We start from the raw sequence: 27000 nt of genomic DNA on the forward strand, positions 1-27000 counted from the left end.
TCAGCCCGTCCTCGCGGAGAGGGCCGAGTCCTGGGGCACGACGCTCAGGACGTTACTCATGATGCGCGGGATGCGGCGGAGGATCTCGGGATGATCGCTCAGGACCACGACCCGCGCGCCGATGTGCTGGAGTCGTTCGTTGAGCATCCACAGCAGGGCGAGACCGGAGTCGAAGACCCGGTCCAGGCAGGTCAGATCCATGATGCAGGTCTGAAGATTGGCCGGGATCGCGGCGAACACGCGGCAGACTTCGTCGGTGATCGTCAGATCCAGGTTGCCGGCGAAGGAGAGGTCGAGCCTGTCCTCGCTTGGGATGAACGATGTTGTCAACGGCATAGTAACCATCCTCCAGTGATGTGCCGCAAGCCGGTCGGGGTTTACGGCAACGGGTTGGGTCTCTTCTGAGCACTCGGGACGCCCTGACGACCGGCCGGCGCTGATTATGGACCCATTGATCAGTGTTTGGCCAGTGTCCCGTCAATCCAGTCCCGTGGCTCTCGAGGGCCGAGCAGGAGGGTCTTTGCTTACAAGTCCACCATTAACATGGGTTTCGGGTCTGTGAGGAATCCGTATGATTACTCAATGCAGGCGTTTCCACGACAGGCCCAGGAGCGATGACCTGGGTTTCGACCGCGAATCGGGCGTCGCGTTCAGCGCGTCCAGTCGAGCATCTCACTGGCATGGTCGCGGGTGCGGGCGGTGATCTCGGTGCCGCCGAGCATCCTGGCGATCTCGTCGACGCGCGCGCGGTCGTCGAGCGGCTCGATGCGGGTGAAGGTCTGGCCGTCGAGGGTCTCCTTGCGCACGCGCAACTGATTGTGGGCCTGGGCGGCGACCTGGGGCAGGTGGGTGACGCAGAGTACCTGACGCGATTCGCCGAGCCGGCGCAGCAGCCGCCCGACGATCTCGGCCACGCCGCCGCCGATACCGACGTCGACCTCGTCGAAGACCAGGGTCGGCACCCGTCCGCACTCGGCGGTAGCGACCTGGATGGCGAGACTGATGCGCGAGAGTTCGCCGCCGGAGGCGACCTTGGCCAGCGGCTGCATGGGTTGGCCTGGATTGGCGCTGACCAGCATCTCGACGCGCTCCAGACCATTGGCGCTCGCACGTTCCTCGGGCAGCGGGTCGAGCTGGAGGCTGAACTGACCGCCGCTCATGCCGAGCTGCTGCATCGAGCGCGTGACCGTGGTCGAGAGACGCTCGGCGGCGGTCCGGCGGGCGCGCGTGAGTTCGGCCGCGGCGGCGAGGAAGTCGCGCCAGACCCGTTCGCGGCGTTCGCGCAGGTCGCCGAGCGTGACGTCGGACTGTTCGAGTGCGTCCAGTTCGGCGCGACGCTGGTCGAGCAGCTCGGGCAGTTCGGTCGGCTTGACGCGGTATTTGCGCGCCAGATCGTGGATCCGGCCGAGACGGATCTCGACCTCCTGGAGCGCGGCCGGGTCCAGGTCCAGCCCGTCGAGATAGCGGCGCAGCCCGGCCGCCGCCTCGCCGGCATGGATGGCGGCCGTCTCCAGCAGATCGCGGCTCTCGGCGAGCGCCGGATCGATGCCGGCCAGTTCCTCGATCTCGCGCGTGGCACCGCGCAACTGGTCGTCGATCGCCGGCTCTCCATCCGCGAGCAGGATCAGCAGGCGCCCGACCGTCTCCTGAAGCCGTCCGAGATGACTCAGACGACGCTGTTCCTGATCCAGCGACTCGATCGCTTCGACCGTCAGCCCGAGCGCCGAGAGTTCGTCGACCTGGAAGCGCAGCAGATCCAGCCGCGCGGCGCGATCGGCGCCGGCCGCTTCGAGCGCCTGGAGGCGCTGATCGAGGTCGCGGAAAGCGCGAAAAGTCGTCGCGACCGCCGCGACCTGATCGCCATGCCCGCCATAGGCGTCGAGCAGCTCGCGCTGGGCATTGGCGCGCAGCAGCGACTGATGGGCGTGCTGGCCGTGGATGTCGACCAGCCGTTCGCCCAGATCACGCAACTGGGCGCCCGTGGCCGCGCGGCCGTTGATGAAGGCGCGCGAGCGGCCCTCGCGCACGATCAGCCGCCGCACCACGCAGGCGTTGTCATCGTCCAGGCCCTGCTCGACCAGCCAGTCGCGCGCGTCCGGAGCGTGATCGAGATCGATCTCGGCCAGGATCTCGGCGCGTTCGCGTCCGGCGCGGATCAGGCTCGCGTCGGCCTTGTCGCCGAGCACCAGACCGAGCGCCTCGATCAGGATCGACTTGCCGGCGCCCGTCTCGCCGGTGAGCGCGGTCATGCCGGAGCGGCATTCGAGTTCGAGATGACTGACGATGGCCAGATCCCGGACCTGGAGATAAGTCAGCATGGCGGAGTCCGTGTGATGTGATGCCCGCCCCAGTGGAGCTTGGCACGAAGGATCTGATAGTGATCGTGTCCCTTGGGGTGGATCAGATGCGCCGCGTGCGGATGGCGCGCGATACGCACCCGCGCCCCAGGCGGCAGCCGCAGATCGGTCTGACCGTCGCAGGTGACTTGCACATGACCCTGCTCCGAGCCGCGCACGCGCACCTCGATCGAACGCCCGCCCGGCACCACCAGCGGGCGGTTGCTGAGATCGTGCGGACAGATGGGCACCAGGAGGATGGCGTCCAGCGCCGGATCGACCAGCGGTCCGCCGCCCGAGAGCGCATAGGCGGTCGAGCCGGTCGGGGTGGAAACGATGAGTCCGTCGGAGCGCTGGGCGCTGACGAAGACGCCGTCGATCCGGATCTCCAGCTCGATCATGCGCGCCGTGCCCCACTTGTGGATGCTCACGTCGTTGAGCGCGGCCTCGGGTTCGCCGGCGTCCTGGTCGGTGACGATCCGGGCATCGAGCATCGACCGCCGGTCCGAGTCGAACTCGCCGGCCAGGATGCGGTCGAGCGCCGATTCGATGTGCTCGGGCGAGACGTCGACCAGAAAGCCCAGCCGCCCGAGATTGATGCCGAGCAGGGGCACGTCGTGCGGCGCCATGACGCGAGCGGCATGGAGCAGGGTGCCGTCGCCGCCGACCACGACGATCAGGTCGCAGACCGCGCCGAGCCGATCCAGGGCCAGCGCCTCGCCGATGGGCGCATCGAGCAGATGGGCGCTCTCGGCCTCCAGTCGCACCTCGATGGCGCGCGCGCGCAGATGTTCGCGCAGGCGCACGAGGGTTCCGCGAACCCGCTCGGGGTCGCCCTGCTTGGCGATGAGGCCGAGCGTCTGGAAAGCGGGCATAGGGTTCAACCGCGTCTGTGGGTGGATGTTCAGGGTGTCCTGTCGGACGACGTCGCGGATTCTAGCAATGGCTCCAGCCGTTTTCGATGCTCGGATCAGCGCACGCCCAAGTCGGCCCAACCTTGACAGCCTGAGTCGGAATCCCTAAATTGCGTGTTAGCACTCTGGCTTGGTGAGTGCTAAACATCAATCACGAACGCGATTCGGACAGCATTCATCGACTATCGTGGGCACCGGGAAACGCATATCCGCCGGCGACAGGCTCCAGACCAGCGAGGGTCAGGTCAGCGAGCGCGCGCAGCATTTCCTCAAGGCGCTCGTCGAGCGCTATATCCGCGAAGGCCAGCCGGTCGGCTCGCGCACCCTGGCCAAGGATACCGGACTCGATCTCAGTCCGGCGACCGTGCGCAACGTCATGGCCGATCTGGAGGATCTGGGGCTGATCGCCTCGCCGCACACCTCGGCGGGACGGGTGCCGACGGTGGCCGGTTACCGGCTGTTCGTCGACGCGCTATTGACGGTGCGTCCGCCATCGGAAAACGAAATCGCCGCACTGCGCACCCAGTTCAACGCGCGTCTGGACCCCAAGGCCCTGATCGAGACGGCCTCGAATCTGCTCTCGGGCATCACGCATCTGGCCGGCGTGGTGATGCTGCCGCGCCACGAGCGCCACGCCTTTCGTCAGATCGAGCTGCTGCCGCTGTCGGACTCGCGTGTGCTGGCGATCCTGATCACCAGCGAGGGCGAGGTCCACAACCGCATTCTCAACACCGACCGGCGTTTCACGCCCTCGCAGCTCGAACAGGCGGCGAACTATCTCAACCAGATGTTCACCGGTCAGGACATCAAGGACGTGCGCAAGCGGCTGCTGGAGGATCTCCAGCGCACCCATGCCCACATGGATCAGATGATGATGCGCGCCCTGGCCATGGCGCAGGACGTGATGGCCTCGGCCGAGGACCGCGACGACTGCTACATCGCCGGTCAGACCAATCTGATGGAGTTCGGCGAGCTGGCCAGCATGGACCGGCTCAAGTCGCTGTTCGACGCCTTCACCCAGAAGCACGAGATCCTGCACATCCTGGATCGCTGCATCGCCGCCGATGGGGTGCAGATCTTCATCGGCGAGGAATCGGGCTATTCGCTGCTCGACGATTGCAGCCTCGTCACCACGCCCTATCGGGTCGAGGATCGGGTGGTCGGGGTGCTGGGCGTCATCGGCCCGACGCGCATGGATTATCAGCGTGTGATCCCGATCGTCGATGTCACGGCACGGCTGCTGTCGGCGGCGCTGCGGCAGTGAAGCCCGATCGCGAAGGCAAAGGCAGGCCCCGCCGACGGGCCGCTGACACTGAATCAACGATTGCGCCCCCAGGGGCTGAATTTCAACCGGAGGTTTTTTGATGAGCACGGAACCACAGCGCCCGGAGTCGGCGCCCCAGGAAGCGCCCCAGCGCGACGAGGCGGCCCTGCGCGCGGCCGTGGAAGCCTACAAGGAAGCCGACGCCACGCTCGACGAGCCGCCAGCGTCGGCGGACGGGGCGAGCGCCGAGTCCGAGGCCCAGACCGAGAAGCGTTCGATCGAGGAGCTGAGCGCCGCCCTGGATGCCGCGCGCGCCGAGATCGAGGACAGCCGCGACCAGGTACTGCGTGCGCGCGCCGAGCTGGAGAACCTCAGGCGCCGTCACGCCCAGGAGCTGGAGAAGGCGCACAAGTTCGCGCTCGACGGCTTCGTGCGCGAGCTGCTCCAGGTGCGAGACAGTCTCGAACTCGGCTGCAATGCGGCGCAGGAAGCGAGCGCGGACGTCGACAAGCTGCGCGAGGGCACGGAACTGACGCTCAAGCTGCTCGGCGACGTGATGGAGAAGTTCGGCGTGGGCGTGGTCGATCCGGTCGATCAGCCCTTCGATCCCGAGTTCCATCAGGCGATGTCGATGCAGCCGCGCGAAGACGTGCCGCCGAACACGGTGGTGCTGGTCATCCAGAAGGGCTACACGCTCAACGGCCGGCTGGTGCGCCCGGCGCTGGTCATGGTCTCGCAGGCGGCGGCCGCGCAATAGACTTGAAAGGCTTGGGGTCTTGCCCCAACTGAACCAATTCATTTGGCGCCCGAGCGCCATTCCAAACGCTTTCGGAGAATAGAACCCATGGGAAAGATCATCGGCATCGATCTCGGCACCACGAACTCGTGCGTGGCCGTGATGGAAGGCGACAACGTCAAGGTCATCGAGAACGCTGAAGGCCACCGCACCACGCCCTCGATCGTCGCCTATACCAACGACGGCGAGGTGCTGGTCGGTCAGTCGGCCAAGCGCCAGTCCGTCACCAACCCCAAGAACACGTTGTTCGCCATCAAGCGTCTGATCGGACGGCGCTTCGAGGACAGCGTGGTCGGCAAGGACAAGGACATGGTGCCCTACAAAATCGTCAAGGCCGACAATGGCGATGCCTGGGTCGAGGTCAACGGCAAGAAGATGGCCCCGCCCGAGATCTCGGCCAAGGTCTTGCAGAAGATGAAGAAGACCGCCGAGGACTATCTCGGTCATGCGGTCACAGAGGCCGTCATCACGGTCCCGGCCTACTTCAACGACTCGCAGCGTCAGGCGACCAAGGACGCCGGACGCATCGCCGGTCTCGAGGTCAAGCGCATCATCAACGAGCCGACGGCCGCCGCGCTCGCCTATGGCATGGACAAGAAGCGCGGGGATCAGAAGATCGCCGTCTATGACCTGGGCGGCGGCACCTTCGACATCTCGATCATCGAGATCGCCGAGATCGAGGGCGAGCATCAGTTCGAAGTGCTCTCGACCAACGGCGACACCTTCCTCGGCGGCGAAGACTTCGACATGCGCATCATCGACTTCCTGGTCGATGACTTCAAAAAGTCGCAGGGCTTCGATCTGCGCAACGACCCGCTGGCGCTCCAGCGTCTGAAGGAGGCGGCTGAGAAGGCCAAGATCGAGCTGTCCTCCAGCCAGCAGACCGACATCAATCTGCCCTACATCACGGCGGATCAGACCGGGCCGAAGCATCTGAACGTCAAGCTCACCCGCGCCAAGCTGGAGTCGCTGGTCGAGGATCTGATCGAGCGCACCATGGAACCCTGCCGCATCGCGCTCAAGGACGCGGGTCTCTCCGCCGGCGAGATCGACGAGGTCATCCTGGTCGGCGGGCAGACCCGTATGCCCAAGGTGCAGGAGAAGGTCGCGCAGTTCTTCGGCAAGACCCCGCGCAAGGACGTCAACCCGGACGAGGCCGTGGCCATCGGTGCGGCGATCCAGGGCGGCGTGCTCGGCGGCGAGGTCAAGGACGTGCTGCTGCTCGACGTCACCCCGCTGTCGCTCGGCATCGAGACCCTCGGCGGCGTGATGACCAAGCTGATCGAGAAGAACACCACCATCCCGACCTCGGCCCAGCAGGTGTTCTCGACCGCCGACGACAACCAGACCGCCGTCACCGTGCACGTGCTCCAGGGCGAGCGCGAGCGCGCGGCGAGCAACAAGTCGCTCGGGCGTTTCGACCTCTCCGACATCCCGCCGGCGCCGCGCGGCGTGCCGCAGATCGAGGTCAAGTTCGACATCGACGCCAACGGCATCCTCAACGTCTCGGCCAAGGACAAGGCGACCGGCAAGCAGCAGTCGATCGTGATCAAGGCGTCCTCCGGTCTGTCCGAGGCCGAGATCCAGCGCATGATCAAGGACGCCGAGGCTCACGCCGAGGACGACCGTCAGTTCCATCAGCTGGTTGCCGCGCGCAACCAGGCCGACACCATGATCCATGCCGCGCGCAAGTCGATGGAACAGCTCGGCGAGCAGATGGAGAGCGGTGAGAAGGAATCGATCGAAGCGGCCATCAAGGAGCTGGAAGAGGCGATGAAGGGCGAGGACAAGGATCGCATCGAGTCGCTGACCAAGAAGCTCGGCGACGCCTCCGGCAAGATGGCCGAGCGTCTCTATGCCAAGTCGGGCGACGCGGGCGCGGCGGGTGCCGAGCACGCCCAGCCCGGTGCCGGTGCGAGCGGTGCGGCCCACGACGATGTGGTCGACGCCGAGTTCGAAGAAGTCAAGGACGACAAGCGATAAGGCGCCAGGCTCGCGCGCCCGTCGGTCTTTAAGGCCTGACGGGTGTAGCAGCCGGAAACAGATACATGGCAAAACGCGATTATTACGAAGTGCTGGGGGTTCAGCGCAACGCCAGTGAGGCCGACATCAAGAAGGCCTTCCGGCGGCTGGCGATGAAATATCACCCCGACCGCAATCCGGGCGACAGCGAGGCCGAGGCCAAGTTCAAAGAGGCCAAGCTGGCCTATGACGTGCTGACCGATCCCAAGAAGCGTTCGGCCTACGATCAGTTCGGTCATGCCGGCGTCGAGGGGGCCGGACCCGGTTTCGGCGGTTTCGGTGGCGGCGGGCCGGGCGACTTCGCCGGTGCAGGCTCCTTCTCCGACATCTTCGGCGACGTCTTCGGCGACATCTTCGGCGGCGGACGCGCGGGCGGCCGACGCTCACAGCGCGGGGTCGATCTGCGCTATGACCTGTCGCTGACGCTGGAAGAGGCGGTCGCCGGCAAGGAGGTCAAGATCCGGCTCCCGAGATGGGTCGACTGTCAGTTCTGCAACGGCAGCGGCGCCAAGCCGGGCACCAAGCCCAAGACCTGTCCGACCTGTGGCGGTCATGGTCAGGTGCGGATGCAGCAGGGTTTCTTCTCCATCCAGCAGACCTGTCCCGAGTGTCGGGGCACGGGCACGGTGATCGAAGAGGCCTGTCCGCACTGTCGCGGACGCGGGCGCATCCAGGAAGAAAAGACGCTCGCGGTCAAGGTGCCGGCAGGCGTCGATACCGGCGACCGCATCCGGCTGGCCGGGGAAGGCGAGCGCGGTGAGCAGGGCGGACCGCCCGGCGATCTCTATGTCCAGATCCAGGTCATGGAGCATCCGATCTTCACCCGCGAGGGCGCCAACCTCTATTGTCAGGTGCCGATCAGCTTCGTCACGGCGGCGCTCGGCGGCGAGCTGGAAGTGCCGACGCTCGACGGCAAGGTGATGCTCAAGATCCCGCCCGGCACCCAGACCGGCAAGATGTTCCGCGTGCGCAACAAGGGCGTCAAACCCGTGCGCGGCGGCGTGGTCGGGGATCTCATCTGCCGGGTGCTGATCGAGACGCCGGTCGATCTCACCGAGCGCCAGAAGGAACTGCTGCGCGAGTTCGAGGCCAGCGTCCAGGAGGGCGGATCGCGGCACAATCCGCAGTCGCATTCCTGGCTCGACGGGGTCAAGAGCTTCTTCGAGAAGATGGGATTCTAGAAGCGTTCCAGGACCAAGGCGGGTGACGTCATGAGTGAAGCACTGCAAACAGCCGTCGCCCGTCAACGTCTGCTGTTGCGCGGACGGCTGGCCGGTCTGCTCGAACGGCTGGCGCTCCAGGCGCGCGCCGACTGGCCCGAGCGCATAGCACTAGAACGGCTCCTGGTCGAGGCACTGCCGAGCCTGCCGTCCTGCAAATATCTCTATGTGCTCGACCGGAACGCGCACCAGATCACGGCCAATGCCTCGCCCCAGGGACTGTTGCCCGAGCATCTGGGCCGCGACCGAAGCGACCGGCCCTATCTGACCGAGGCCCTGGCCGGCGAGCGCTTCTCACTCTCGCCGGTCTACATCAGCCGCAACGCGCGCCGTCCCTCGCTGACCGCGATCCAGCGCATCGAGGACGAATCGGGCAACTGGCTCGGCTTCCTCGGTGCCGACTTCGATCTGCGCGAGCTGCCGCTGACGCGCGAGCTCTATCAACCATCCGGCGACTGGGTGCAGCTCAAGGGCGATCCGGCCATCCGGGGCGGACTCTTCAGCCAGCAGCGCGTCGAGAGCCTGATGGATGCCCGTATCGACGAGGTGCTGGCGCTCCTGGTCGAGCTGATGACCGCGCACGGCGTCTTCCACGGCAAGCTGCATTTCTCCAGCTCGCGCGCCACGCTCTGGACGCTCGACGATCCCTATCGCTACCGGCTCCTGGACTATGAGGATCTGGCCGATCCGGGCATCTGTCTGGCCTATCCCCTGCGCGACTACCCGAGCGAGGCGGCGATCCCCGAGTCGCGGATCGCCGATGTCTTCCACACCTTCCGCGAGCTGCGCTTCATGGACGAGACCATCTATCTGCGTTCCGGCTCGCTCAACATCTTCAACGGCATGGTCGGGCTGAACTTCTCCTGCGACGGCTCGCACTACATGCCCTGGCACGAATTCCTGCGCAAGAGTCTGGGCTTCTGGCTCGGTACGGGCGAGGCCTGCGCCTGATCCCGATTAGGCCGACTCCACGACGGGCGCGCTCGTATAGAGTCGCGCTGCGCGTTTCGCCTGCGTCCTTCGTGCTCGATGCCGATGGCATCGGGTGCGGGGACGCCTGCGTTGGCCAGATGCGTGAAGCCGGTCCGCAATCGTTCGAGGAATTCGCCTCCGTGGAGAATTCGCGTTCAATCGGTGTTCTCGGCCAGGATCTCTTCCGTGACATAGCGACGGAAGACTTCGACGTCGGTGAAGCATCTGAAGCCGGCCTGACTCGCCAGCGCGATGGTGCCGGACTCCTCGTTCAACAGCACCGCTACCGGCTGGCTCAGCTCCTCCTGAATGCCGCCCGGCCACACCAGATCGAGCACCGCCTTTTGCTCACCGGACACCGGATCGGAGAAGTCATAGGCCATGACGCCGCGCGGTAGCCCGACAGACGTCATCCATTCGTTCAGTGCCTCCAGTTCCGCTTCTTCCTCGGCACTGCTGATTCCGCCGACGACTTGGGCCATCGTGGTCGCCGGTGTTGCCGTGCCGGCGAGCCAGCGCAGATCGCCATGCAGTAGCGATTCCATGCACCGGTTCAGCTCTTCGGCGAGCAGCTCCTTGCGGGCTTCGAGAAAGTCGCGGAAACGCCGGATGGCGACGGTAGAGCGAGTCGAACAGACCGCGGACTTGGTCGCGGTTCCAGACATAGCCGCGCTGGAACTCCGGCAGCGCCATGTGGCCGTTGTCGATATGGTCGAGAATCGTCGAAATCTTCATCCATCCAGCTCCAGGAAACACCGTCGGCAATGTTTCAGCCGCACGTCTACATCGAAATCAGGCTGATTTTGGATTCTTTATGCCGAACCGTAGAGGCTGACTCCTGCTTGGTGCGCGACCTCGACGAGTTTGGTGTCGAACGAGACCAGGGCCGCTCCCGTCCTCAGGGCCAGCTCGAGAGTGGGTTCATTCAGCGCTGTTCCAGACGTGCACTGATCCGGGTCCAGGCCGCCAGCACGACCGCGCCCGCAGCTAGCCCGATCAGCGCATTCATGGCTAACGGCGTCAGCGCGCCGAGCAGTGGGCCGACGACGGCGACGGTGTCGAGCGATGCGCCGAGCTGTGCGATGGCGTGATGCAGGACGGGCAGACCATGGGCGATGATGCCGCCGCCGACCAGGAACATGGCGATGGTCCCGGCAACCGCCAGCGTCTTCATCAGCCAGGGCGCGGCGCGCAGCAGGATACCGCCGAGGACGCGCAACGCGACCGCCCGCCAGTCCGTGCCGGCGCGGCGGCTGAGATGGAGTCCGGCATCGTCGAGCTTGACGATCCCGGCGACCAGACCATAGACGCCGATGGTCATGATGATCGCGATCCCGGTCAGTACCAGGATCTGGGCCAGGAAGCCCGCCTGCTCGACCGTGCCGAGCGTGATGACGATGATCTCGGCCGAGAGCACGAAATCGGTGCGGATGGCGCCCCGGATCTTGTCGCGCTCCAGGGTCGCCGGATCGGCGTTGGGATCTTCGAGCGCGGCGGTCAGTTCTGCATGATGGGCCTCGGTCTCCTCATAATGGCCCTGGCCGAACTTGTGGGCGATCTTCTCCACGCCCTCATAGCACAGATAGAGTCCGCCGATCATCAGCAGCGGCAGGATGGCCCAGGGCGCGAGGGCACTGATCGCCAGTGCCAGCGGCACCAGGACCAGCTTGTTGACTGCCGATCCCTTGGCCACCGCCCAGACCACCGGCAGCTCGCGTTCGGCGCGCACGCCGCTCACCTGCTCGGCATTGAGCGCCAGATCGTCGCCGAGCACGCTGGCCGTCTTGCGCGCCGCGACCTTGGTCAGCAGGGCCACGTCGTCCAGGACGGCGGCGATGTCGTCGAGCAGTACCAGTAGACTCGTAGCCATGTTCAAACCGCATCCTGGTTGTGTAAAAATCGTATCGCCGGGGTCGCCCGGACCGGTCGTGGACGCAGGAGTGCGGAGCCGAGGTCTCCCGCCGATCGCCGCCGAGCGTGGCCGGTTATTTCAACGCCATCCCGCGCTTGTGTCGAGCGGAGCGAGGGAGGAAAATCGCCCGTTGTTTTCGCAACGCATTCGATCGAGACCCCTGCCATGTCAGCTACACAGCGTTTTCTCTACCCACTGACCTTTCCACTGCGTCTGGTGCCCGGCACACTGCACAGCCGTGCGCTGGCCGGCATCCTCAATCAGGTCATGAAGGAGGCCCTGGCCGAGGGTGAACTGGATTTCCTGGAAGGGCGACGCATGGCCATCGAGATCGACGACATCGGTCTGCGCTATCGGCTGGGGCTGGAGAACGGACGCATCAAGGGCTATGGCGACGACCGCCCGGCCGATGCCGGCATCGCCGGCGGTCTGCACGAGTTCCTGCTGCTGGCCGCGCGGCGCGAGGATGCCGACACGCTCTTCTTCCAGCGCCGTCTGCGCATGTCGGGCGACACCGAGCTGGGGCTGTATCTCAAGAACTTCCTCGACGCCTTCGAGCCGCCCGCACGCTGGGCACCCATGATCCGCACCCTCGAACGGCTGGCCGATCTGCGTCTGCCGGGTCGCAAGGCGTAAGCCGTCCACGGCCTCCCAAGCCGACGCAAGAGGGCGTCCGGGATCCCGACCCATCCCGGACGCCTCGACGTTTCAAGACTTCAGACTCCGACCGAAGATCACAGATCGCTCAGCGAATGTTCTCCGGCTCGTCCTTCAACAGATACGCCTCTTCCTCGGGCGTCAGATCCACATCGTCGAAGCCGTTGATCATCGGCATCAGGTGCTCGCGGAACGAGTGCCCGGTCGTCAGCATGTAGACGTGCACCAGCACGAACACCAGGATGGCATAGGCCGCGCCCGTGTGGACATAGGCGAAGCCGGTCAGCCAGTCGCTCGCCTGCGGCAGATCGCGCCACAGGAAATAGCCCAGATACGCCAGCCCCGTGATCCAGATCAGCGGAAAGAGCAGGATCTTGAGCATCAGATAGGCCAGCGCCTGGAGCGGGTTGTGCTTGCGCCAGTACGCCTTGCGATAGGGATGGTGCTCACCCTTGAAGATGCCGTAGCTGTAGAAGCGCAGCACCTGCCACATCCCGGAGAGGGTCGGGATGAAGTGACGCCAGGTCTTGGTGGTGAACAGCCAGAACACGCTGAAGGCCCACAGCAGCAACAGCAGCAGGGCCGCCAGGGTGTGCAGCGTGACGGCCGTCTCGAAGCCGATCAGATGATGGAATCCGTGCAGACCGAAGCCGGAGAACAGCAGGATCATGATCAGCAGCATCTGTGACCAGTGCCAGAAACGCTCGAAGAGACTGAAGATCTTGACGCGCCGGATGGTCATGAATGCTGTCCTCTGAAGGATGAGACGATACGGATCAGGGCGTGCCCGAGGATACCGGCCAGGGTGCCTAGGACCGCGATGAGGCCGATCAGATCGAGCCACCGATTGTGATCCCGGCCCGGGATATAGAGTCCATCGAGCCCTTCCAGACGCCCGCCCCGGGCATGACAGGACTCACAACCGAGCGCGTCCTCCTTGGGCGCGACCATGTGGGTGATGGGCCAGTAGGAGACGGTTTCGACGAAACCGTACTGGCCGGAGTAGGGCAGTCCCGCCTTCTTCATGCCGGCGGCGATGGCCCGGCCCATGTCGTAGTTGCCCCAGTAGGAGTCATCGTCCTCGCCCCATAGATGCGTGTAGACCAGGGTGCCGTTGCCCATGTCGGCCGGCATCCAGGTATGCATCCTCTTGAATGGCCAGATGCGTGAACGTCCGTCCTCACGGTGTCCGCTGAAGTCGTTGATGGCGATCGGCTGCCGGTCGATGTCGAATTTGGTGTCGATGGTGGTGTACTGCATCTGACCGTCGAACCAGCGATAGACAGGCACCAGGTTCTCGTCATAGGTAAAGGTGCCCTTGATCGACTTGTAGGTGTAGCGGTGCTCGCCGTTGCCCTGGATGTAGCCGTGCTCGTGATAGCCCACGCCATCGCGGGTCTTGCCGGCGGTGCGCCAGTCCCAGTGGGTCATGGTCGCCACACCGCCGCGTGCGTACTCGGGGATGTGACAGGTCTGACAGGCGAGACTGGAGACGTGGTCGTTGCGCTTGAAGGAGGCGATGGAGTCGACCCTGTGTGGTGAGAGTCCGTGACAGGACTCGCAGGTCGCCACATCGCGCCGCTGTCCGGGTCGTCCGGTGCCTTCCAGATCCTTGGCCGCGACCTGATAGCGACTGCCGGCCCACAGGTGCCTGTTGGTGATGTGGCAGGCGGTGCAGGCGAAGTTCAGCCCGTCGACGCCCATGTGCACGTCGAGCGTGCGCGGCGGGTTCTTCAGCGCCGAGGACAGATCGCCGTGCTTGACGTTGTCCCCGCCGCCGCCGTTGAAGTGACAGGTGCCGCAGTTGGCACGCTCGGGCAGACCGACGCTCTGGGCGATCCGGCTCAGGTTCATCTCGGGCTTGCCCTCGAACATCACCGAGCAGGCGGGACTGCCGGCGCTGTTGGGCATCTTGTAATAGGTTCCGGTGCGGTCGTGACAGACCAGACAGTCGATCTTGGTCTCGTCGCTGAAATCGAAATTCTCGTCCTTCCAGCCATAGCCGGCGTGGCACTGGGCGCACATACCCTCGTTGCCGCGCGCGTTGGTACAGAAGTTGTTGACCAGATGCTTCTTGCCGAGCAATTGGCCGGTCGCCGGATTCTTGTATTCCCAGGTCCAGTGGATATTGCGCATGAAATGCCGGCCGGTCTCAGTGTGACAGCTCAGGCAGGCTTGGGTGACATCCGAACCCGTGGCGAAGGCTCGTTGGAGGATCTCGAACTTGGTGTGATCGGCGGTGCCGCCGGTCAATGGACCCGAGATCTGTTCCGACGGGGTGGGAGTGGCCGGAGGCGTCGGCCATTGGCTCTGGGCGAGCGCATCGGCCGCGATGAGCAGACCGACGAGCAGCGCAACCAGGGCGCGTCCGAAAAAGGGTCGCATGGGGCTGACTCCAGGGGATGGATAGGCCGATCTATCCTGACGATGATCGCCGCCGCGCGCCATGATCTATGGCAATCAAACCGTCATTTGCGACATGGCGGTGATTCGCGTCCCGGATCTGGACGCGCTTGGAAATCACTCTAGAATAGCGCCGCCGCCGGCGTTCAGGATCAGCCGGTCGTCCTATCTCATCCCTCTCATCGATCCCAGAGTTTTTCAGGAGTCACCGCGTGCTCGAACGCCTCATCGAACGTTTGCTCTATGCCAGCCGCTGGTTGCTGGCGCCCGTCTATCTGGCGCTCTCGCTGGTGCTCATCGCGCTCGCCGTCAAATTCTTCCAGGAGATCTATCATCTCTTCGCGCACATCTGGACGATGAGCGAGTCGGACATGGTGCTGCGCATCCTGGCGCTGATCGATCTGTCGCTGGTGGGCAGTCTGCTGGTGATGGTGATGTTCTCGGGCTACGAGAACTTCGTCTCGCGCATCGACGTGCGCGAGGGCGACGATCAGCTCGACTGGCTCGGCAAGCTCGACGCCGGCACCCTCAAGCTCAAGGTGGCCGCCTCGATCGTGGCCATCTCCTCGATCCATCTGCTCCAGGTCTTCGTCAACATCCCCCAGATCGAGAGCGAAAAGCTGAAGTGGTACGTCATCATCCATCTGACCTTCGTCGTCTCGGCGCTGCTGATGGGCATCCTCGATCGCATTTCGTTCGCCTCGCACCGCGAGCCGGGCGACAAGCCGGTCAGGCATTGAGGGGCCAGCCCTCGCTCAGATCACCTCTGGAACCGTGACGAGCCGGTCGCGACCGCCCTTCTTGGCTGCGTAGAGCGCGCCATCGGCCGTCTTGAGCCAGTGCTCGGGGCCGGCGTGCGCCCCGAGTTCGGCGACCCCGATCGAGATCGTGATGTCGAGTTCCAGGTTCTCGTGCTCGATGCGCATGATACGCACCGTGTCGAGCAGGCGCTGTGCGAGCGGCAGGGCGCTCTTGAGCGAGGTGTCCTGCAGGATGGCCGCGAACTCTTCGCCGCCGTAGCGTGCGACGAAATCGCTCTTGCGCGGGAAGGCCTTGGTGCAACAATTGGCCAGTCGCTTGAGCACCGTGTCGCCGGCCGGATGCCCGTAGGTGTCGTTGATCCGTTTGAAGTGATCGGCGTCGATCATCATCAGGCAGGCCGGCTGGCCCGAGAGCTTGCAGAGTTCGAACACCCGTTCGAGCTGTCTGTCGAACGCTTTGCGGTTGTAGAGGCGTGTCAGCGGGTCCAGATCCATCTCGCGCTGCGCCGCATCCAGTTCGCCGCGTAGTGACTGGAGTTTGCCGTTCAGGTCTTCGAGCAGCCCCTGATTACGCTTTGAGCGCTCACGCGCAATAGCGGCGATCAGGTCGATGGCATTCATCGCCTCACGGCTCAAGACCTCGATCGGGGCATTGTTCTCGATCGTGCTGCGTAGCTGGTTGATCACCTGCATGACCTTGGCCTGCTCCTCCTGATCCTCGGCGAGCACCAGCCCCAGTGTCTGCACGAACTCGCCCATGACCTGGCGGGTACCCAGGATCTGGCGGTTGACATAGGACTGCTCGCTACGCCGGATGCGGGTGACGAAGTCGCGCAGACCGCCCCAGTCGCGACGCGCACCCGGATTGGCGTCCGCGGCCGATTCGTCCTGATCCTTGGCCGCGTCCGGCGATGAGGCCATGAGGACGTGCCGGCTCCAGCGTTCGAGCTGCTCGGCCAGGGTCGCGGCCTTGATGTCGTCGAGATCGAAGGCGTACTTGCCCCAGGTGCGCAGCACCGAGGCGAGCTGATCGAGTGCCGCCTGTTCGAGGATCGCGAGCGTTTCCGGGTCGCCGGCATTGACGGGCGCGGTGCTCGTCGTCTCGCTTGGAGCGCTGCCGGATTCTCGTTTCCAGAATTTGACCATGTCGATGCGCGCCCCTGGACGCCGGATGATGTCTGCTCGGAAGGTCGGATGGAGAAGAGTAGCGGGTCCGGGGCGACGAGGCGAGAGGATTTTGGCGTCGACTCACCGGGCCTGGGTGCGGAGATGAAATGGGCGCGACACGAAGCGTGCCACGCCCACTTGACGTCCCCAGTCTGGCCGGAGATCGACGGTCAGTTCTTGGTCGTATCGACGTCCATCGGCACGTAGAGCGGGCACCAGCGGAAATAGGCCGTCGCCAGGACGACGAAGCCGATCAGGCCGAGCGCATTGGCGTTGGAGATGCCCCAGAGCAGGATGATGACGCCGGCGATGGCGCGATAGAGTCTGTCTTTTTCACCAATGTTCTTGGTCATGCGTGACACTCCTGGATGTGGTTATCGCTGTTCGATGGCTCGTCGAACTCGTCGGGTTCAGCCGATCCGGGTCGCGAGCCGACCGAGTCTTTGGGTTGCGAGACACCGCGACTGTGTCGCGGGGGTATAACCATAAAACAAAAGGGGTTTGGACGAAACCCAATTCGAAGCGAAGTGCATCGCCGAATGCTCGGACATGGGGCGGCCGGGATGACCGCGCCCACACCCTCGCGATCCATCAGCGCAGCGTCTGCAGGAAATGCATGTGGCGCTCATGAAGTGTCCCGATCGACCGGCGGGGCAGGCCCGAGAATCCGGCGGGCATGGGGACGATGGAGTAGCGATCAGCCTTGATGGCTGTGTTTATCGCTGTATTTCAGAAAACCGAGCAATGATCTTACCAAATCCGTATCACGCAAGGCGCGCGAATGGGCGAGCGACCGACGTGCGGCCTCTTGATCGCCGGCGAGCAGGAAGCCGACGCCCTGGGTGAGCAGGCGCTCGGCCGCCGCTTCGGTCTCGATCAGGCGGCTCAGATCCAGGCCGCAGCGCCGGCAGTTCGCCTCCTCGCCCAGTCGCGCGCGGCAATTCGGGCAGCGCTCCATCAGGACTCCAGGTAGTAGACCAGATCGGTGAGCGAGGTCATGGCCTCGTCGAGCGCGGCTTCGTCGCCATTGGCGAGCGCGTCGCGCACCCCTTCGACCAGATCCACCAGGTCTTCGCGATCCTCGGCGTTGGCCGTTTCCATCAATCGCTCGGCCTTTTCGATCAGAGCACGCGCCTGCACGCCTTCGCGCGCTTTCTCGCTGACGCCGCCGAACTCGCCTTCGATCAGGCTGGAGAGGCGTTCGCGCGCGGCGTTGAACTCGGCGCCCTCGAACCGCGCCGTGGCATTATCGATGGTGATGCGCTGTTCGAGCCCGGTGTCCTTCTCGCGCGCGGTCACGCGCAGGATGCCGTTGACGTCGAGTTCGAAGGTGGTCAGCAGAATGTTGCCCGCCGGCACGTCGCGCAGCCCCTCGATGCGGAAGGAACCGATCTCGGTGTTGTTGAGCGCGTCCGGATCCTCGCCCTGATAGACGCTGACCTCGATGATCTGCTGGCCATCGTAGACCGTCTGGAACGCCTCGGTCTTGGTGACCGGGATCGGCGTGTTCTTGCGGATCACAGGCACATAGGTATAGGGGTAGGGCACGCCGTCGAGCATCCCCAGGGCGCTGGTGCCGAAGGTGTAGGGCGTGATGTCGACCAGCACCCCGGACACCTGCCGGCCGGCGATGACGGCCGCCTGGATGGCCGCGCCGTCGGCGACGCACAGATCCGGATCGACCTCGGCGCGCGGCTGGATGCCCAGGGTCTCCTCCAAACGGCGCTGGATCACCGGCGTCCGGGTGGCGCCGCCGACCAGCAGCACCTCGTCGATGTCCGAGACGGTCAGGTCGGCGCTCTTGAGCGCGATATGGACCGCCTCCAGGGTCTCGTCGATGTAGTCGGCGATCAGATCCTCGTAGGTGAGCCGGTCGATCTCCAGCGAAAGATTGACCGGAGCGCCCTTGTGTTCGAGCAGATATTCTTCCTCGATGCGCGCATAGGGCGCGTCGCTGAGGGTGATCTTGGCCGTCTCACAGGCGCGGACGATGCGCGCCATGGCCGAACGCTGGTCGCTCGGGTCGACGCCATGCGTGTCCTTGAGATGCGCGACCACGTGCTCGACGAGCTTGGCGTCGAAGTCGTCGCCGCCCAGTTGATTGTTGCCGTGGCTGGCCAGCACCTCGGTCAGCGCGCGGCTCAGGCGCACCACCGAGACGTCGAAGATGCCGCCGCCGAGATCGTAGACCAGGATGGTCTTGGCCTCCTCGTGGTCGATCTCATAGGCCAGGGCGGCGGCGGTCGGTTCGTTGATGATGCGCACCACCTCCAGACCCGCCAGCTCGCCGGCGTCACGCGTGGCCTGACGCTGGGCGTCGGAGAAATAGGCCGGGACCGTGGGCCGTGCGCAGGGCTTGGAAGCGCTCGGCATCGCGTTCGGGCGGGCAATCCTTGATGGCCCGGCGATAGGCGCGCTCGACGGCGTCGTCGTCGGCGTCATCGTTCAGACCGAGTAGGAGATAGGGATCTCTCATGGCGATGTGTCGGTGTCTTGGTTGATCGTTGCGGCTCAGCGGCGCGGCTTACGGCGGGGACTCGATCGACCCTTGCGCCCGCCGCCGAGGCCTATGATCTGATCCATCCGCCGGTCGTCGGGCCAGTGCTTGGTTGCCCTGTCCAGCAGACGGCGTGCAGCCGCTCGGCCAGCGCCTCGGGCGTCTTGGGATCGGTCAGTTGTGCCGGCAGGGCATCGAAGCGACCGAGCCGCGCCAGCAGTGTCAGCTGATCGGCCTCCATGGGGAGATCCGGAGCGAGCGCCGCGCGGTTCTCCCACATCACCAGCGCTTCCTTCAGCATCCCCTTGGCGGCCAGTTCGCGCGCGCGTCCGGCATAGGCCGCCGTCAACCCGTCGCGCCAGTCCGGGCGCGGTTCCTGTTTCAGCAGCAGCTTGTAGTCGTTGACGGCGTCGCGGAAGTCACCCGCGTTCAGCGCCGTCCGGGCCTTTTCGGCCAGTTGACCGACCGAAAGGGGCGCCGACTTGGGCTTGTCGCGCGTCGGCATCGTTTTGGCTTGTACGTCCGGCGCGGGCGCCGACGTCTGGTTTGGGGTCTCGACCGAGACCGATGCGAGAATCAAAGCAAACATCATGCCAAGTGTGATTCAGGGCGTGATCAGCCGACGATCAGGACAGGAACGAGCAGCAGTAATCGGTCAGGGTCAGGACGCGGACGCTGAATTTGGAGTCGGCCGGCACCTCGAAGGACTCGCCGCCCCGGACGCGACGCCAGCCGTCCTCGCCGGGGAGCCGGACATCGAGTTCACCGCTCAGGATCTCCATCAGCTCGGCGGCCTGGGTGCCGAACTCGAACTCGCCCGGCTGCATGATGCCGAGCGTCTTGCGGCTGCCGTCGGCGAAGGTGAGGGTGCGGCTGGTCACCTGGCCGTCGAAATAGATGTTGGCGGCCTTGGTCACGGTGACGTGATTGAATTCGGGCATGCTGTTTCCTCGATCGATCGAAGAGTCGGTGGTTGATGAAGGGAACGTGCCGATCTATAGCGGCGACGCTCCGGATTGGGAGTCGAAGAGATCCGCTGCGACGTTCGCCGATGTCGGCGCGTGCGTGGCCCGGAGTCCGAAATGCCGATAGGCCGACTGGGTGGCCATGCGTCCGCGCGGGGTGCGCATCAGGAACCCCTGCTGGATGAGGAAGGGTTCGAGCACGTCCTCGATGGTGCCGCGTTCCTCGCCGATGGCGGCCGCCAGGCTCTCGACCCCAACCGGACCGCCGTCGAACTTCTCGATGACGGCCGAGAGCAGTCGCCGGTCCATGTGATCGAAGCCGAGCGCGTCGACCTTGAGCATGGACAGCGCGCGGTCGGCGATCGCGGCGCTGATGCGCCCGTCGGCGCGTACCTGGGCATAGTCGCGCACCCGGCGCAGCAACCGGTTGGCGATGCGCGGCGTGCCGCGCGAGCGACGGGCGATCTCGGCGGCACCGTCGGCTTCGGTCTCGATGCCGAGGATCTGGGCCGAGCGTCGCACGATATGAGTCAGATCCTCGGCGGAATAGTATTCGAGCCGTTGTACGATGCCGAAGCGGTCGCGCAGCGGAGAAGTCAGGAGCCCGGCGCGCGTGGTTGCACCGACCAGGGTGAAGGGCGGCAGGTCGAGCTTGATCGAGCGCGCCGCCGGTCCTTCGCCGATCATGATGTCGAGCTGATAGTCCTCCATCGCCGGATAGAGCACTTCCTCGACCACCGGACTCAGGCGATGGATCTCGTCGACGAAGAGCACGTCGCCCGGATCGAGATTGGTCAGGAGCGCGGCCAGATCGCCGGGCTTCTCCAGCACCGGCCCCGAAGTTTGGCGCAGATTGACCTGCATCTCGTGGGCGATGATGTGCGAGAGCGTGGTCTTGCCCAGTCCGGGCGGGCCGAAGATCAGCACATGGTCGAGCGCTTCCTTGCGCGCGCGCGCCGCGCCGATGAAGATCTCCATCTGCTCGCGCACCGCCGGTTGCCCGACATAGTCGGCGAGCCGACGCGGACGGATGGCGCGGTCGATGGCCTTGTCGTCGGGGGCGGCCTCGGCGGTGATGAGTCGGTCGGGGTCGTTCATGGAGGTCGGTTCGAGCCGCTGATATGGGGCGAATGGGCCGGGTTCGTGGTTGTGGTCAGCTTAACGGGATGCGCTCATAATGTCTGCACTTGAATCGCCAAGTGCGCGCTCCAGGGTTTTGATGACGATGCCACGCCTGACTCCGACGCTCGTCCTGACACTCCTCCTGAGCCTGACCCTCGGGTTGCTGAGCCCGCTCGATGCCTGGGCCAAGCAGAGCCGTTCCAGCGGCGGCTATTCGCGTCCGTCGTCGAGTCTGAGTCAGCGCACGCCGGCGACGCGCTCGAGCGGCGTGTCGCGTACCCCATCGGTCAGCGGCGGCTACAGTCGTCCGCGCAGCACCTCGTCCTCGATCACCACCGGCCCGGCCACGCGCGGCAGCGCCGGCGATCAGGCGCTCTCGCGTCAAGGTTCCCAGCGCGCGCTCGACGACTTCCGCCGCCGGCGCGAACCCGAGGCGCCGGCGATCGAAACGATCTGGAGTCGTCCCTCGACCTCGACGAGGCCGAGCGCACCGCGCCGTCCCTCGACGGGCGACGCGCTCCTGAATGCTGGAGCGGCGGGACTTGGCGCAGTGCTCGGACGTCAGATCGATACGCCTCGCTTAGCCATGCCGCCCCTGTCCGCCGTGCCCGACTTCCGATCCGTGACCACGAGTACCAGGTCATCGGGCTTTCCGTTCGGCGCCCTGCTGACGGCGCTGTTCCTGCTGCTCATCGGGGCTGTGCTCGTCATCGTGCTCTGGCGGCGCTTCTTCGGCGATGTCGACCGGCGTCGCTCGACGGCGAAGCCTACCGGGCGCGCGGGCACGCGAGCCGCCTATCGTCCCGACTGGTTCCGCATCGGCATGACGCTGCCGGTCGATCCGTCGCTGTTCATCCTGGCCGAGCCGTTCACCAAACTCCAGGCGCCGCGCGCCGCGACCGGCAGCGGGCTGGTCTCGGTCGAGCGCCTGGGCGAGGTGAAGGGGCCGGGCGTGACCTGGTATCGGCTCTATGTCTCGGGTGGCGACGCCTTCTTCCAGGTGCATCCGGACGCGCACGGCCGGCCGGACGAGTGTCGCTATTTCTCGCGGCTCGACGAGGTCGTGCCGGCCGACGCGGACGAATGGGGCGTCTGGCTCGATCGCGACGAGGGGCTGATCGGTTGGCCGGAGTTCCAGACCCAGGACGGTCGGCTCTATGGGCGTCTCTGGTCGCCCGGTCGGACGCGCCTCGAACCCTATGCGCTCCGCGAGACCCTGGGCACCGCCGACGGCGCGGAGATCGAGCCGATCCGGCAACAGGCGATGCTCTATGCACGCGCTACCGGTGCCCAGCCGCCCGCGCCGGGCACCGAATATCTGCTGGTGGCCGCCAACGAACAGGGTGCCGGCGCCTGGGTGTCGCTGCACGTCGGCATCGACATCCCCGTCGCCGGCCTGAACCTGAGCTGACCGCCACGCTCGTACCGAACCGTTTGCCCGCAACCTCCTGGAGTCCCTACCGTGACCGAGACGCTCGATATCCTGTGGCAGACGCTCAACAGCGGACTGCCGATCCTGTTGCTGCACTTTCTCACCACGCTGGCGCTGCTGGTATTGGGTGTCGGCTGTTATGCCCTCATCACGCCCTATCACGAGCGCGATCTGATCCGGCAGGGCAATGCGGCGGCCGGATTGACGCTCGGCGGCGCCTGGGTGGCGCTGGCCATTCCGCTGGCCGCGACCCTGGCCACCAGTGGGGTCTGGCTCGACATCCTGCTGTGGGGCAGCGTGGCGGTGCTGATCCAGTTGCTGACCTTCGGGGCCTTCGTCCTGCTGTTCCGTGATCTGCGCGCGGCCATCGAATCGGGCCGCATCGCTGCGGCTACCTTGCTGGTTGGAGTGCAGGTGGCCGTTGCACTCCTGAACGCCGGTGCCATGGCCGGTTGAGCCGGCCCTAACCACCGTATTTCCACACTCGAACATCCTTATCCGAACCATCGGGAGCGACCGTCCATGTTCAATTTCATCCGTCATTTCGCCGGGGTCAAGGCCGATCAGGTCGTCCAGAGCGGCATCGAGGCCCTGGTGCGCTGGGATCCCAAGGGCGCGACCGAGGCCGAGCTGCGCGCCATGGAGGAGCATCTCGACGAGCTGGGTCTGGAGGTCGCCCAGGCACGCGCGGCCTATGAGCGCGAGAAGCAGGAGGCCGACGCCATCCAAAAGCTGCTCGACCAGCGCATGGCCGCCGCCGAGATGCTGCAAGGCCAGATCGCCGCCGAAGCCGAACCGACCCGCCGCGCCGCACTCGAACAGAGTCTGCACACCCTGCTCGACATGCTCGAACAGATGGCGCCCGATGTGGAACGCGAAGCGAGCGAGGCGCGCGATGCCCAGGAGTTCCTGGCGATGCTGGAACAGACCTATGCCGATGCAGGCGCCAAGCTCAAGGAGGCACGCCGTCAGTTGGAGCGCGCCGAGCGCGACATGAAACGCGCCGAGCAACAGCGCGAGCAGGCCGAGCGTCAGGCCGAGGTCGCGCGCCGCGCGGCCGGTCTCAGCGGCACCACCAACAGTCTGAACGTGGCGCTCAAGGCGATGAACGAGGCCGCCGCGCGCGATCTGGCCCAGGCCGAGGCCGCGAGTCTGAAGGCCAAGCTGCTCGCGCCCACCCGCCCGGAGCAGGACGATCCCAATATCGCGGCGGCTCTGGCGGCGGCCGGCGGCAAGGGGCCGGTCCCGCAGTCGGCCAGTGAGCGTCTGGCGCGGCTGAAGTCGCGTACCGGGAGCTGATGCAGCGGAATCAGTAGCCGTCTTCGCGGAAGTTGCACTCGCCATCGGGTCCGCAGGGGCAGATGGCGGTCGTGGTATCGATCTGAGCGTAGGGATCTCCAGCCGAACCGCCGGTCTGGCCCTCGTAGTGGTATTTGGGTGTGTCGAATCCATCCGGCCGGTTGTAGGTTCCGGGCGGAGGCTGGTAGGTGGCCTGGAAGCCGAACTCCTTGACCATACCGCGCTGTTCGAGGATGCGATCCTTGGAGACGGTGATCACCATACGGTCGAACGACCAGGTGACCCGCGCCGCGTCCGCAGTGTGGTTGGCGTTGTTGCCCATGTAGCACGGGCCGTGCTCCCGCAGGCTACGCATGGCGCAAGCGACGGTATCGTCGGCGGTCGGGAAGTGGGTCGCGACGGTGAGACGCGGGCGCGGGTGGATCTGATTCAGTATGTAGCCGAAGGCGCCCTGCGGCGAGTGCGAGCTGTTCTGGACCATCTGCGATTGCTGGACGGCGGCGTCAGGAACCTGGTCCGGGTCGTTCAGGCGCAGTGATTTCATGGCCCAGATCTCGGCGGGCACGGCCATCTCGTGGATGAAGACGTCGATGCCATCACCGCCGTTGCGGGCTTGTTCCAGGGAGTTGGTTTCCGGCTTGGTGTCGCCGGTGAAAATCAGGCTCAGGCCGTTCCATTCGAGCTTGTAGCCGATGGAGCCACGACGGTCGTGGATGACCGGGAAGTAAGTGATCCGCACGCCGGTCGTCGGATTATCGTAGGCGACACGCTGCTCGGCCGGCAAGGTCAAATCGAGTTCGATCGGGATCAGGGCGTAGGCGTCTCTGGGTGAATCCGTACCGACTGGGACGGGCTCGTGGGGGAGTCCCCAGTCGGCCTGGGTCGGTGGCTCGTAGAGCTTGTAGCTGGTGGTCTGGAAGCTGAAGCTCTCCGAGTGCCAGCGACAGGCCTCGCGCAGATGCGCGCAGAATGCCCGAGTGCCATCGTCGTAAAACTCGGGACCGCGTGTCTCGTCTGCGGGGTCGTAGTCGGGATTGCGCAGGCCCGATGGACCCGGACCCCAAACGAACTGCGGCGATTTACGGTCGCCCGAAGGACCGAAGCAGTAGATGTGGACCAGATCGCTCATGTGGTCGCCGTGCAAATGGGTCAGGAAGATCTTGGTCATCCGCCCGTAGCCGACGTTCATGGCGCCATAGTTGGCGCAGACACCGGAGCCGCAGTCGAAGACGAACTGGTCGCGCGGCATCTGGGTCGCCTCGTCCCAGCCGACCTCGACGAAGATGCTCATCATGCGTTGGGCGAGCGTGCGCGGCGGGACCGCCGACCCCATGAAGGTAATTCGTATCTCGTCCTTGCCCAGCCGTGGAATGGTGGTTGAAGTCTCGCGGCTGAAGGGTGAGAAAGGGGGCAAACGGTTGAAATAGGTGTAGTTCTGAGCTCGGGCCTCGCTGTCCCAACGGCAACTCGGCCCCTCGGCGCAGGTGCAGTCGGACTCACAGGTGTCCGCCGCGTGCGCAGCGCGGGCGACGAGATCGAACAAGCTGCCGCCTGCAAGGCCGCCAAGTGCCAGTCCGGAGAGCTTGAGGGCGTCGCGGCGACTGATACCGATGTTGGGATCGGTCTTGTCGTGGTTGTTCATGGTCTCTGTTCCTTCTCGTGAGCGATGTTCTCGTCATGTCGGCAATTGCCGATACTCCGAACAGCGTCTGGGAGTCGGTATGCCCTTGCCCGGATTGAGCAGGCCGAGCGGGTCGAAGGCCTCCTTGACGGCGTGGAACTGGCGCAGTTCCTCGGGCGTGAACTGGACGCACATCTGATTGATCTTTTCGATACCCACGCCGTGCTCGCCGGTGATGGTGCCGCCGACCTCGACGCACAGCTCCAGCAGGCGTCCGCCCAGTTCCTCGGTGCGCTGAAGCTCGCCGGGCTGGTTGGCATCGAACAGGATCAGCGGATGTAGATTGCCGTCGCCGGCATGGAAGACATTGGCCACGCGCAGTCCGTATTCCCGGGACAGCTCGGCGGTGCGCCGGAGCACCTCGGGCAGGGCGCGGCGCGGGATGGTGCCGTCCATGCAGTAGTAGTCGGGTGAGATCCGCCCGACGGCGGGGAAGGCCGCTTTGCGCCCCTGCCAGAAACGCAGCCGCTCGGCTTCGTTCTGTGATGTCCGAACCTCGGTCGCGCCGCTGACGAGCAGGAGATTGCGCACCTGCATCACCTGCTCGGAGACTTCCTGGTTGGTGCCGTCGAGTTCGCAGAGCAGGATGGCGGCGGCCTCGGTCGGATAGCCGGCGTGGACGAAGTCCTCGGCGGCCTGGATCGCCGGGCCGTCCATCATTTCCAGACCGGCGGGGATGATGCCGGCGGCGATGATGTCGCCGACCGCGCGTCCGGCGCGCTCCACATCATCGAAGGCGGCCAGCAGCGCCTGAGCGCGTTCCGGGATCGGCAGCAGCTTGACCCGCGCCTCGACCATGACCCCGAGCATCCCCTCCGAGCCGACGAAGAGCGCGAGCAGGTCGTAACCGGCCGAGTCGAGCGCCGCCGAGCCGAGTTCGATCCGCTCGCCCTCCAGCGTGACGAAGGTGACGGACAGTACGTTGTGGACCGTGAGTCCGTATTTGAGACAGTGCACGCCGCCCGAGTTCTCGGCCACGTTGCCGCCGATGGTGCAGGCGATCTGGCTCGATGGGTCGGGCGCATAGTAGAGACCCTGCGGACGCGCGGCCTCGCTGATGGCGAGATTGCGCACGCCGGGCTGGACGCGCGCGCTGCGTCCGATCGGGTCGAGTTCCAGGATCCGGTTGAAGCGTGCCAGACTGAGCAGGAGTCCGTCGGGGAGGGGCAGGGCGCCGCCCGAGAGTCCGGTTCCGGCCCCGCGCGCCACCACCGGGACGCGGCGTTCATGACAGAGCCGCAGGATGCGCTGGACCTCCGCGACCGTGCGCGGCAGCACCACCAGCAGCGGCAGTTGGCGATAGGCCGAGAGTCCGTCGCACTCGTAGGGGCGGACTTCTTCCTCGCGCTCCAGCACCGCATCGTCCGGCAGGAAGGCGCGCAGTTCGGCGACCAGCGCCGCGCGCTTGCCCCTGAGATCCGGGTCGTCGAAGGCCACTCGGGTGGGTTGGATCAGGCTCATCAGCCGCCTCTGTCAGGTATCGAGTCTTGCACGATCAATGCGGCCACTGAGTTCGGGTCGCAAGTCCCGACGCCGTTTCAAGGCATGATCTTTCGTCGACATCACGGCGAGTCGCCTTT

27 protein-coding genes are annotated in these 27000 nt (G+C 65.4%); 10 read left to right on the forward strand and 17 right to left on the reverse strand.

Annotation, left to right across the window (positions count from 1 at the left end; genetic code table 11):
- The 3 genes from Atep_RS04365 to Atep_RS04375 all read right to left on the reverse strand — a co-directional run bounded on the left by Atep_RS04365 (window position 1) and on the right by Atep_RS04375 (window position 3211).
- Window positions 1–336, reverse strand: coding sequence for a hypothetical protein (locus Atep_RS04365; RefSeq protein WP_213380442.1), 336 nt, complete (start codon window positions 334–336; stop codon window positions 1–3).
- 314 nt (window positions 337–650) lie between these two features.
- Window positions 651–2318 carry a DNA repair protein RecN gene (gene recN, locus Atep_RS04370; protein ID WP_213380443.1) on the reverse strand — a complete coding sequence of 556 codons (1668 nt, stop codon included), beginning with the start codon at window positions 2316–2318 and terminating at the stop codon, window positions 651–653.
- On the reverse strand, window positions 2312–3211 hold the full coding sequence (locus Atep_RS04375; protein ID WP_213380444.1) for an NAD(+) kinase: 900 nt from the start codon (window positions 3209–3211) through the stop codon (window positions 2312–2314). The genes recN and Atep_RS04375 overlap by 7 nt, the downstream gene beginning before the upstream one ends.
- 226 nt (window positions 3212–3437) lie before the next feature.
- On the opposite strand from Atep_RS04375, the gene hrcA reads away from it, so the two are divergent.
- From hrcA to Atep_RS04400, 5 genes are all read left to right on the forward strand, one after another.
- Window positions 3438–4514 (forward strand): heat-inducible transcriptional repressor HrcA, encoded by a 1077-nt coding sequence (gene hrcA / locus Atep_RS04380; RefSeq protein WP_213380445.1) that lies wholly within the window; start codon window positions 3438–3440, stop codon window positions 4512–4514.
- A 100-nt stretch (window positions 4515–4614) separates the two neighbouring features.
- A complete protein-coding gene (gene grpE / locus Atep_RS04385; protein ID WP_213380446.1) occupies window positions 4615–5271 on the forward strand; it encodes a nucleotide exchange factor GrpE in 657 nt (218 codons plus the stop codon).
- An 87-nt stretch (window positions 5272–5358) separates the two neighbouring features.
- Window positions 5359–7293 carry a molecular chaperone DnaK gene (dnaK, locus tag Atep_RS04390; protein ID WP_213380447.1) on the forward strand — a complete coding sequence of 645 codons (1935 nt, stop codon included), beginning with the start codon at window positions 5359–5361 and terminating at the stop codon, window positions 7291–7293.
- A 65-nt stretch (window positions 7294–7358) separates the two neighbouring features.
- Entirely contained in the window at window positions 7359–8513 is a 1155-nt protein-coding gene (gene dnaJ / locus Atep_RS04395; protein WP_213380448.1) for a molecular chaperone DnaJ, read from the forward strand.
- A gap of 30 nt (window positions 8514–8543) precedes the next feature.
- Window positions 8544–9503: a PDC sensor domain-containing protein gene (locus Atep_RS04400; protein ID WP_213380449.1), complete on the forward strand. Its 960-nt coding sequence runs from the start codon at window positions 8544–8546 to the stop codon at window positions 9501–9503.
- A gap of 176 nt (window positions 9504–9679) precedes the next feature.
- Here Atep_RS04400 and Atep_RS17075 read toward each other — a convergent pair whose 3' ends face one another.
- The 3 genes from Atep_RS17075 to Atep_RS04415 form a co-directional block, all read right to left on the reverse strand.
- Window positions 9680–9907 carry a hypothetical protein gene (locus tag Atep_RS17075; RefSeq protein ID WP_213380450.1) on the reverse strand — a complete coding sequence of 76 codons (228 nt, stop codon included), beginning with the start codon at window positions 9905–9907 and terminating at the stop codon, window positions 9680–9682.
- A complete protein-coding gene (locus Atep_RS17080) occupies window positions 9897–10259 on the reverse strand; it encodes a GmrSD restriction endonuclease domain-containing protein (protein ID WP_213380451.1) in 363 nt (120 codons plus the stop codon). Before Atep_RS17080 ends, Atep_RS17075 begins: the two co-directional genes overlap by 11 nt.
- Window positions 10260–10449: 190 nt before the next feature.
- Window positions 10450–11394 (reverse strand): DUF808 domain-containing protein, encoded by a 945-nt coding sequence (locus Atep_RS04415; protein ID WP_213380452.1) that lies wholly within the window; start codon window positions 11392–11394, stop codon window positions 10450–10452.
- A gap of 207 nt (window positions 11395–11601) precedes the next feature.
- Here Atep_RS04415 and ubiT point away from each other — a divergent pair, with 207 nt between their 5' ends.
- Complete coding sequence (gene ubiT / locus Atep_RS04420; RefSeq protein ID WP_213380453.1) at window positions 11602–12072, forward strand: ubiquinone anaerobic biosynthesis accessory factor UbiT; 471 nt, start codon at window positions 11602–11604, stop codon at window positions 12070–12072.
- 109 nt (window positions 12073–12181) lie between these two features.
- On the opposite strand, the gene Atep_RS04425 is transcribed toward ubiT, so the two are convergent.
- Both Atep_RS04425 and Atep_RS04430 read right to left on the reverse strand, forming a co-directional pair.
- Complete coding sequence (locus Atep_RS04425) at window positions 12182–12835, reverse strand: cytochrome b/b6 domain-containing protein (protein WP_213380454.1); 654 nt, start codon at window positions 12833–12835, stop codon at window positions 12182–12184.
- Entirely contained in the window at window positions 12832–14478 is a 1647-nt protein-coding gene (locus Atep_RS04430; RefSeq protein WP_213380455.1) for a tetrathionate reductase family octaheme c-type cytochrome, read from the reverse strand. The genes Atep_RS04425 and Atep_RS04430 overlap by 4 nt, the downstream gene beginning before the upstream one ends.
- 230 nt (window positions 14479–14708) lie before the next feature.
- Here Atep_RS04430 and Atep_RS04435 point away from each other — a divergent pair, with 230 nt between their 5' ends.
- Entirely contained in the window at window positions 14709–15236 is a 528-nt protein-coding gene (locus tag Atep_RS04435; protein WP_213380456.1) for a TIGR00645 family protein, read from the forward strand.
- A 15-nt stretch (window positions 15237–15251) separates the two neighbouring features.
- On the opposite strand, the gene Atep_RS04440 is transcribed toward Atep_RS04435, so the two are convergent.
- The 7 genes from Atep_RS04440 to ruvB all read right to left on the reverse strand — a co-directional run bounded on the left by Atep_RS04440 (window position 15252) and on the right by ruvB (window position 20984).
- Window positions 15252–16403, reverse strand: a complete 1152-nt coding sequence (locus Atep_RS04440) for a GGDEF domain-containing protein (RefSeq protein ID WP_213380457.1) — start codon at window positions 16401–16403, stop codon at window positions 15252–15254.
- 191 nt (window positions 16404–16594) lie between these two features.
- Window positions 16595–16777 carry a YgaP family membrane protein gene (locus Atep_RS04445; protein WP_213380458.1) on the reverse strand — a complete coding sequence of 61 codons (183 nt, stop codon included), beginning with the start codon at window positions 16775–16777 and terminating at the stop codon, window positions 16595–16597.
- A 344-nt stretch (window positions 16778–17121) separates the two neighbouring features.
- On the reverse strand, window positions 17122–17382 hold the full coding sequence (locus tag Atep_RS04450; RefSeq protein ID WP_213380459.1) for a hypothetical protein: 261 nt from the start codon (window positions 17380–17382) through the stop codon (window positions 17122–17124).
- The gene (locus Atep_RS04455) at window positions 17382–18797 is read right to left on the reverse strand and encodes an Hsp70 family protein (RefSeq protein WP_236786485.1); all 1416 of its coding nucleotides are present in this window, start codon (window positions 18795–18797) and stop codon (window positions 17382–17384) included. Before Atep_RS04455 ends, Atep_RS04450 begins: the two co-directional genes overlap by 1 nt.
- A 194-nt stretch (window positions 18798–18991) precedes the next feature.
- Window positions 18992–19426 (reverse strand): tetratricopeptide repeat protein, encoded by a 435-nt coding sequence (locus Atep_RS04460; RefSeq protein ID WP_213380461.1) that lies wholly within the window; start codon window positions 19424–19426, stop codon window positions 18992–18994.
- A 121-nt stretch (window positions 19427–19547) separates the two neighbouring features.
- A complete protein-coding gene (gene ppnP / locus Atep_RS04465; protein ID WP_213380462.1) occupies window positions 19548–19862 on the reverse strand; it encodes a pyrimidine/purine nucleoside phosphorylase in 315 nt (104 codons plus the stop codon).
- A gap of 54 nt (window positions 19863–19916) precedes the next feature.
- Entirely contained in the window at window positions 19917–20984 is a 1068-nt protein-coding gene (gene ruvB / locus Atep_RS04470; RefSeq protein WP_213380463.1) for a Holliday junction branch migration DNA helicase RuvB, read from the reverse strand.
- A gap of 127 nt (window positions 20985–21111) precedes the next feature.
- On the opposite strand from ruvB, the gene Atep_RS04475 reads away from it, so the two are divergent.
- From Atep_RS04475 to Atep_RS04485, 3 genes are all read left to right on the forward strand, one after another.
- Entirely contained in the window at window positions 21112–22419 is a 1308-nt protein-coding gene (locus tag Atep_RS04475) for a DUF2491 family protein (protein WP_213380464.1), read from the forward strand.
- A 51-nt stretch (window positions 22420–22470) separates the two neighbouring features.
- Window positions 22471–22896: a DUF350 domain-containing protein gene (locus Atep_RS04480; protein WP_213380465.1), complete on the forward strand. Its 426-nt coding sequence runs from the start codon at window positions 22471–22473 to the stop codon at window positions 22894–22896.
- Window positions 22897–22962: 66 nt separating this feature from the next.
- The gene (locus tag Atep_RS04485; protein ID WP_213380466.1) at window positions 22963–23739 is read left to right on the forward strand and encodes a hypothetical protein; all 777 of its coding nucleotides are present in this window, start codon (window positions 22963–22965) and stop codon (window positions 23737–23739) included.
- 10 nt (window positions 23740–23749) lie between these two features.
- On the opposite strand, the gene Atep_RS04490 is transcribed toward Atep_RS04485, so the two are convergent.
- Together Atep_RS04490 and Atep_RS04495 are read right to left on the reverse strand one after the other, a co-directional pair.
- Entirely contained in the window at window positions 23750–25381 is a 1632-nt protein-coding gene (locus tag Atep_RS04490; protein ID WP_213380467.1) for a twin-arginine translocation signal domain-containing protein, read from the reverse strand.
- Between the two features lie 33 nt (window positions 25382–25414).
- Window positions 25415–26881 carry an FAD-linked oxidase C-terminal domain-containing protein gene (locus Atep_RS04495; protein ID WP_213380468.1) on the reverse strand — a complete coding sequence of 489 codons (1467 nt, stop codon included), beginning with the start codon at window positions 26879–26881 and terminating at the stop codon, window positions 25415–25417.
- Window positions 26882–27000 lie beyond the last annotated feature (119 nt).

This window comes from Allochromatium tepidum (genome assembly GCF_018409545.1).
Classification (GTDB): domain Bacteria; phylum Pseudomonadota; class Gammaproteobacteria; order Chromatiales; family Chromatiaceae; genus Thermochromatium; species Thermochromatium tepidum_A.

Excerpts from the sequence above, each read along its gene's own strand:
- Atep_RS04445 (WP_213380458.1), bottom strand. The coding sequence starts at position 16,777 with ATGACCAAGAACATTGGTGAAAAAGACAGACTCTATCGCGCCATCGCC.
- ppnP (WP_213380462.1), bottom strand. The coding sequence starts at position 19,862 with ATGCCCGAATTCAATCACGTCACCGTGACCAAGGCCGCCAACATCTAT.
- Atep_RS04400 (WP_213380449.1), top strand. The coding sequence starts at position 8,544 with ATGAGTGAAGCACTGCAAACAGCCGTCGCCCGTCAACGTCTGCTGTTG.
- Atep_RS04440 (WP_213380457.1), bottom strand. The coding sequence starts at position 16,403 with ATGGTCAAATTCTGGAAACGAGAATCCGGCAGCGCTCCAAGCGAGACG.
- dnaJ (WP_213380448.1), top strand. The coding sequence starts at position 7,359 with ATGGCAAAACGCGATTATTACGAAGTGCTGGGGGTTCAGCGCAACGCC.
- Atep_RS17075 (WP_213380450.1), bottom strand. The coding sequence starts at position 9,907 with ATGGCCTATGACTTCTCCGATCCGGTGTCCGGTGAGCAAAAGGCGGTG.
- Atep_RS04375 (WP_213380444.1), bottom strand. The coding sequence starts at position 3,211 with ATGCCCGCTTTCCAGACGCTCGGCCTCATCGCCAAGCAGGGCGACCCC.
- recN (WP_213380443.1), bottom strand. The coding sequence starts at position 2,318 with ATGCTGACTTATCTCCAGGTCCGGGATCTGGCCATCGTCAGTCATCTC.
- ruvB (WP_213380463.1), bottom strand. The coding sequence starts at position 20,984 with ATGAACGACCCCGACCGACTCATCACCGCCGAGGCCGCCCCCGACGAC.
- Atep_RS04430 (WP_213380455.1), bottom strand. The coding sequence starts at position 14,478 with ATGCGACCCTTTTTCGGACGCGCCCTGGTTGCGCTGCTCGTCGGTCTG.
- Atep_RS04425 (WP_213380454.1), bottom strand. The coding sequence starts at position 12,835 with ATGACCATCCGGCGCGTCAAGATCTTCAGTCTCTTCGAGCGTTTCTGG.
- Atep_RS04475 (WP_213380464.1), top strand. The coding sequence starts at position 21,112 with ATGCCACGCCTGACTCCGACGCTCGTCCTGACACTCCTCCTGAGCCTG.
- Atep_RS17080 (WP_213380451.1), bottom strand. The coding sequence starts at position 10,259 with ATGAAGATTTCGACGATTCTCGACCATATCGACAACGGCCACATGGCG.
- ubiT (WP_213380453.1), top strand. The coding sequence starts at position 11,602 with ATGTCAGCTACACAGCGTTTTCTCTACCCACTGACCTTTCCACTGCGT.
- grpE (WP_213380446.1), top strand. The coding sequence starts at position 4,615 with ATGAGCACGGAACCACAGCGCCCGGAGTCGGCGCCCCAGGAAGCGCCC.
- Atep_RS04495 (WP_213380468.1), bottom strand. The coding sequence starts at position 26,881 with ATGAGCCTGATCCAACCCACCCGAGTGGCCTTCGACGACCCGGATCTC.
- Atep_RS04365 (WP_213380442.1), bottom strand. The coding sequence starts at position 336 with ATGCCGTTGACAACATCGTTCATCCCAAGCGAGGACAGGCTCGACCTC.
- dnaK (WP_213380447.1), top strand. The coding sequence starts at position 5,359 with ATGGGAAAGATCATCGGCATCGATCTCGGCACCACGAACTCGTGCGTG.
- Atep_RS04490 (WP_213380467.1), bottom strand. The coding sequence starts at position 25,381 with ATGAACAACCACGACAAGACCGATCCCAACATCGGTATCAGTCGCCGC.
- Atep_RS04455 (WP_236786485.1), bottom strand. The coding sequence starts at position 18,797 with ATGCCGAGCGCTTCCAAGCCCTGCGCACGGCCCACGGTCCCGGCCTAT.
- Atep_RS04450 (WP_213380459.1), bottom strand. The coding sequence starts at position 17,382 with ATGGAGCGCTGCCCGAATTGCCGCGCGCGACTGGGCGAGGAGGCGAAC.
- Atep_RS04485 (WP_213380466.1), top strand. The coding sequence starts at position 22,963 with ATGTTCAATTTCATCCGTCATTTCGCCGGGGTCAAGGCCGATCAGGTC.
- Atep_RS04415 (WP_213380452.1), bottom strand. The coding sequence starts at position 11,394 with ATGGCTACGAGTCTACTGGTACTGCTCGACGACATCGCCGCCGTCCTG.
- Atep_RS04460 (WP_213380461.1), bottom strand. The coding sequence starts at position 19,426 with ATGCCGACGCGCGACAAGCCCAAGTCGGCGCCCCTTTCGGTCGGTCAA.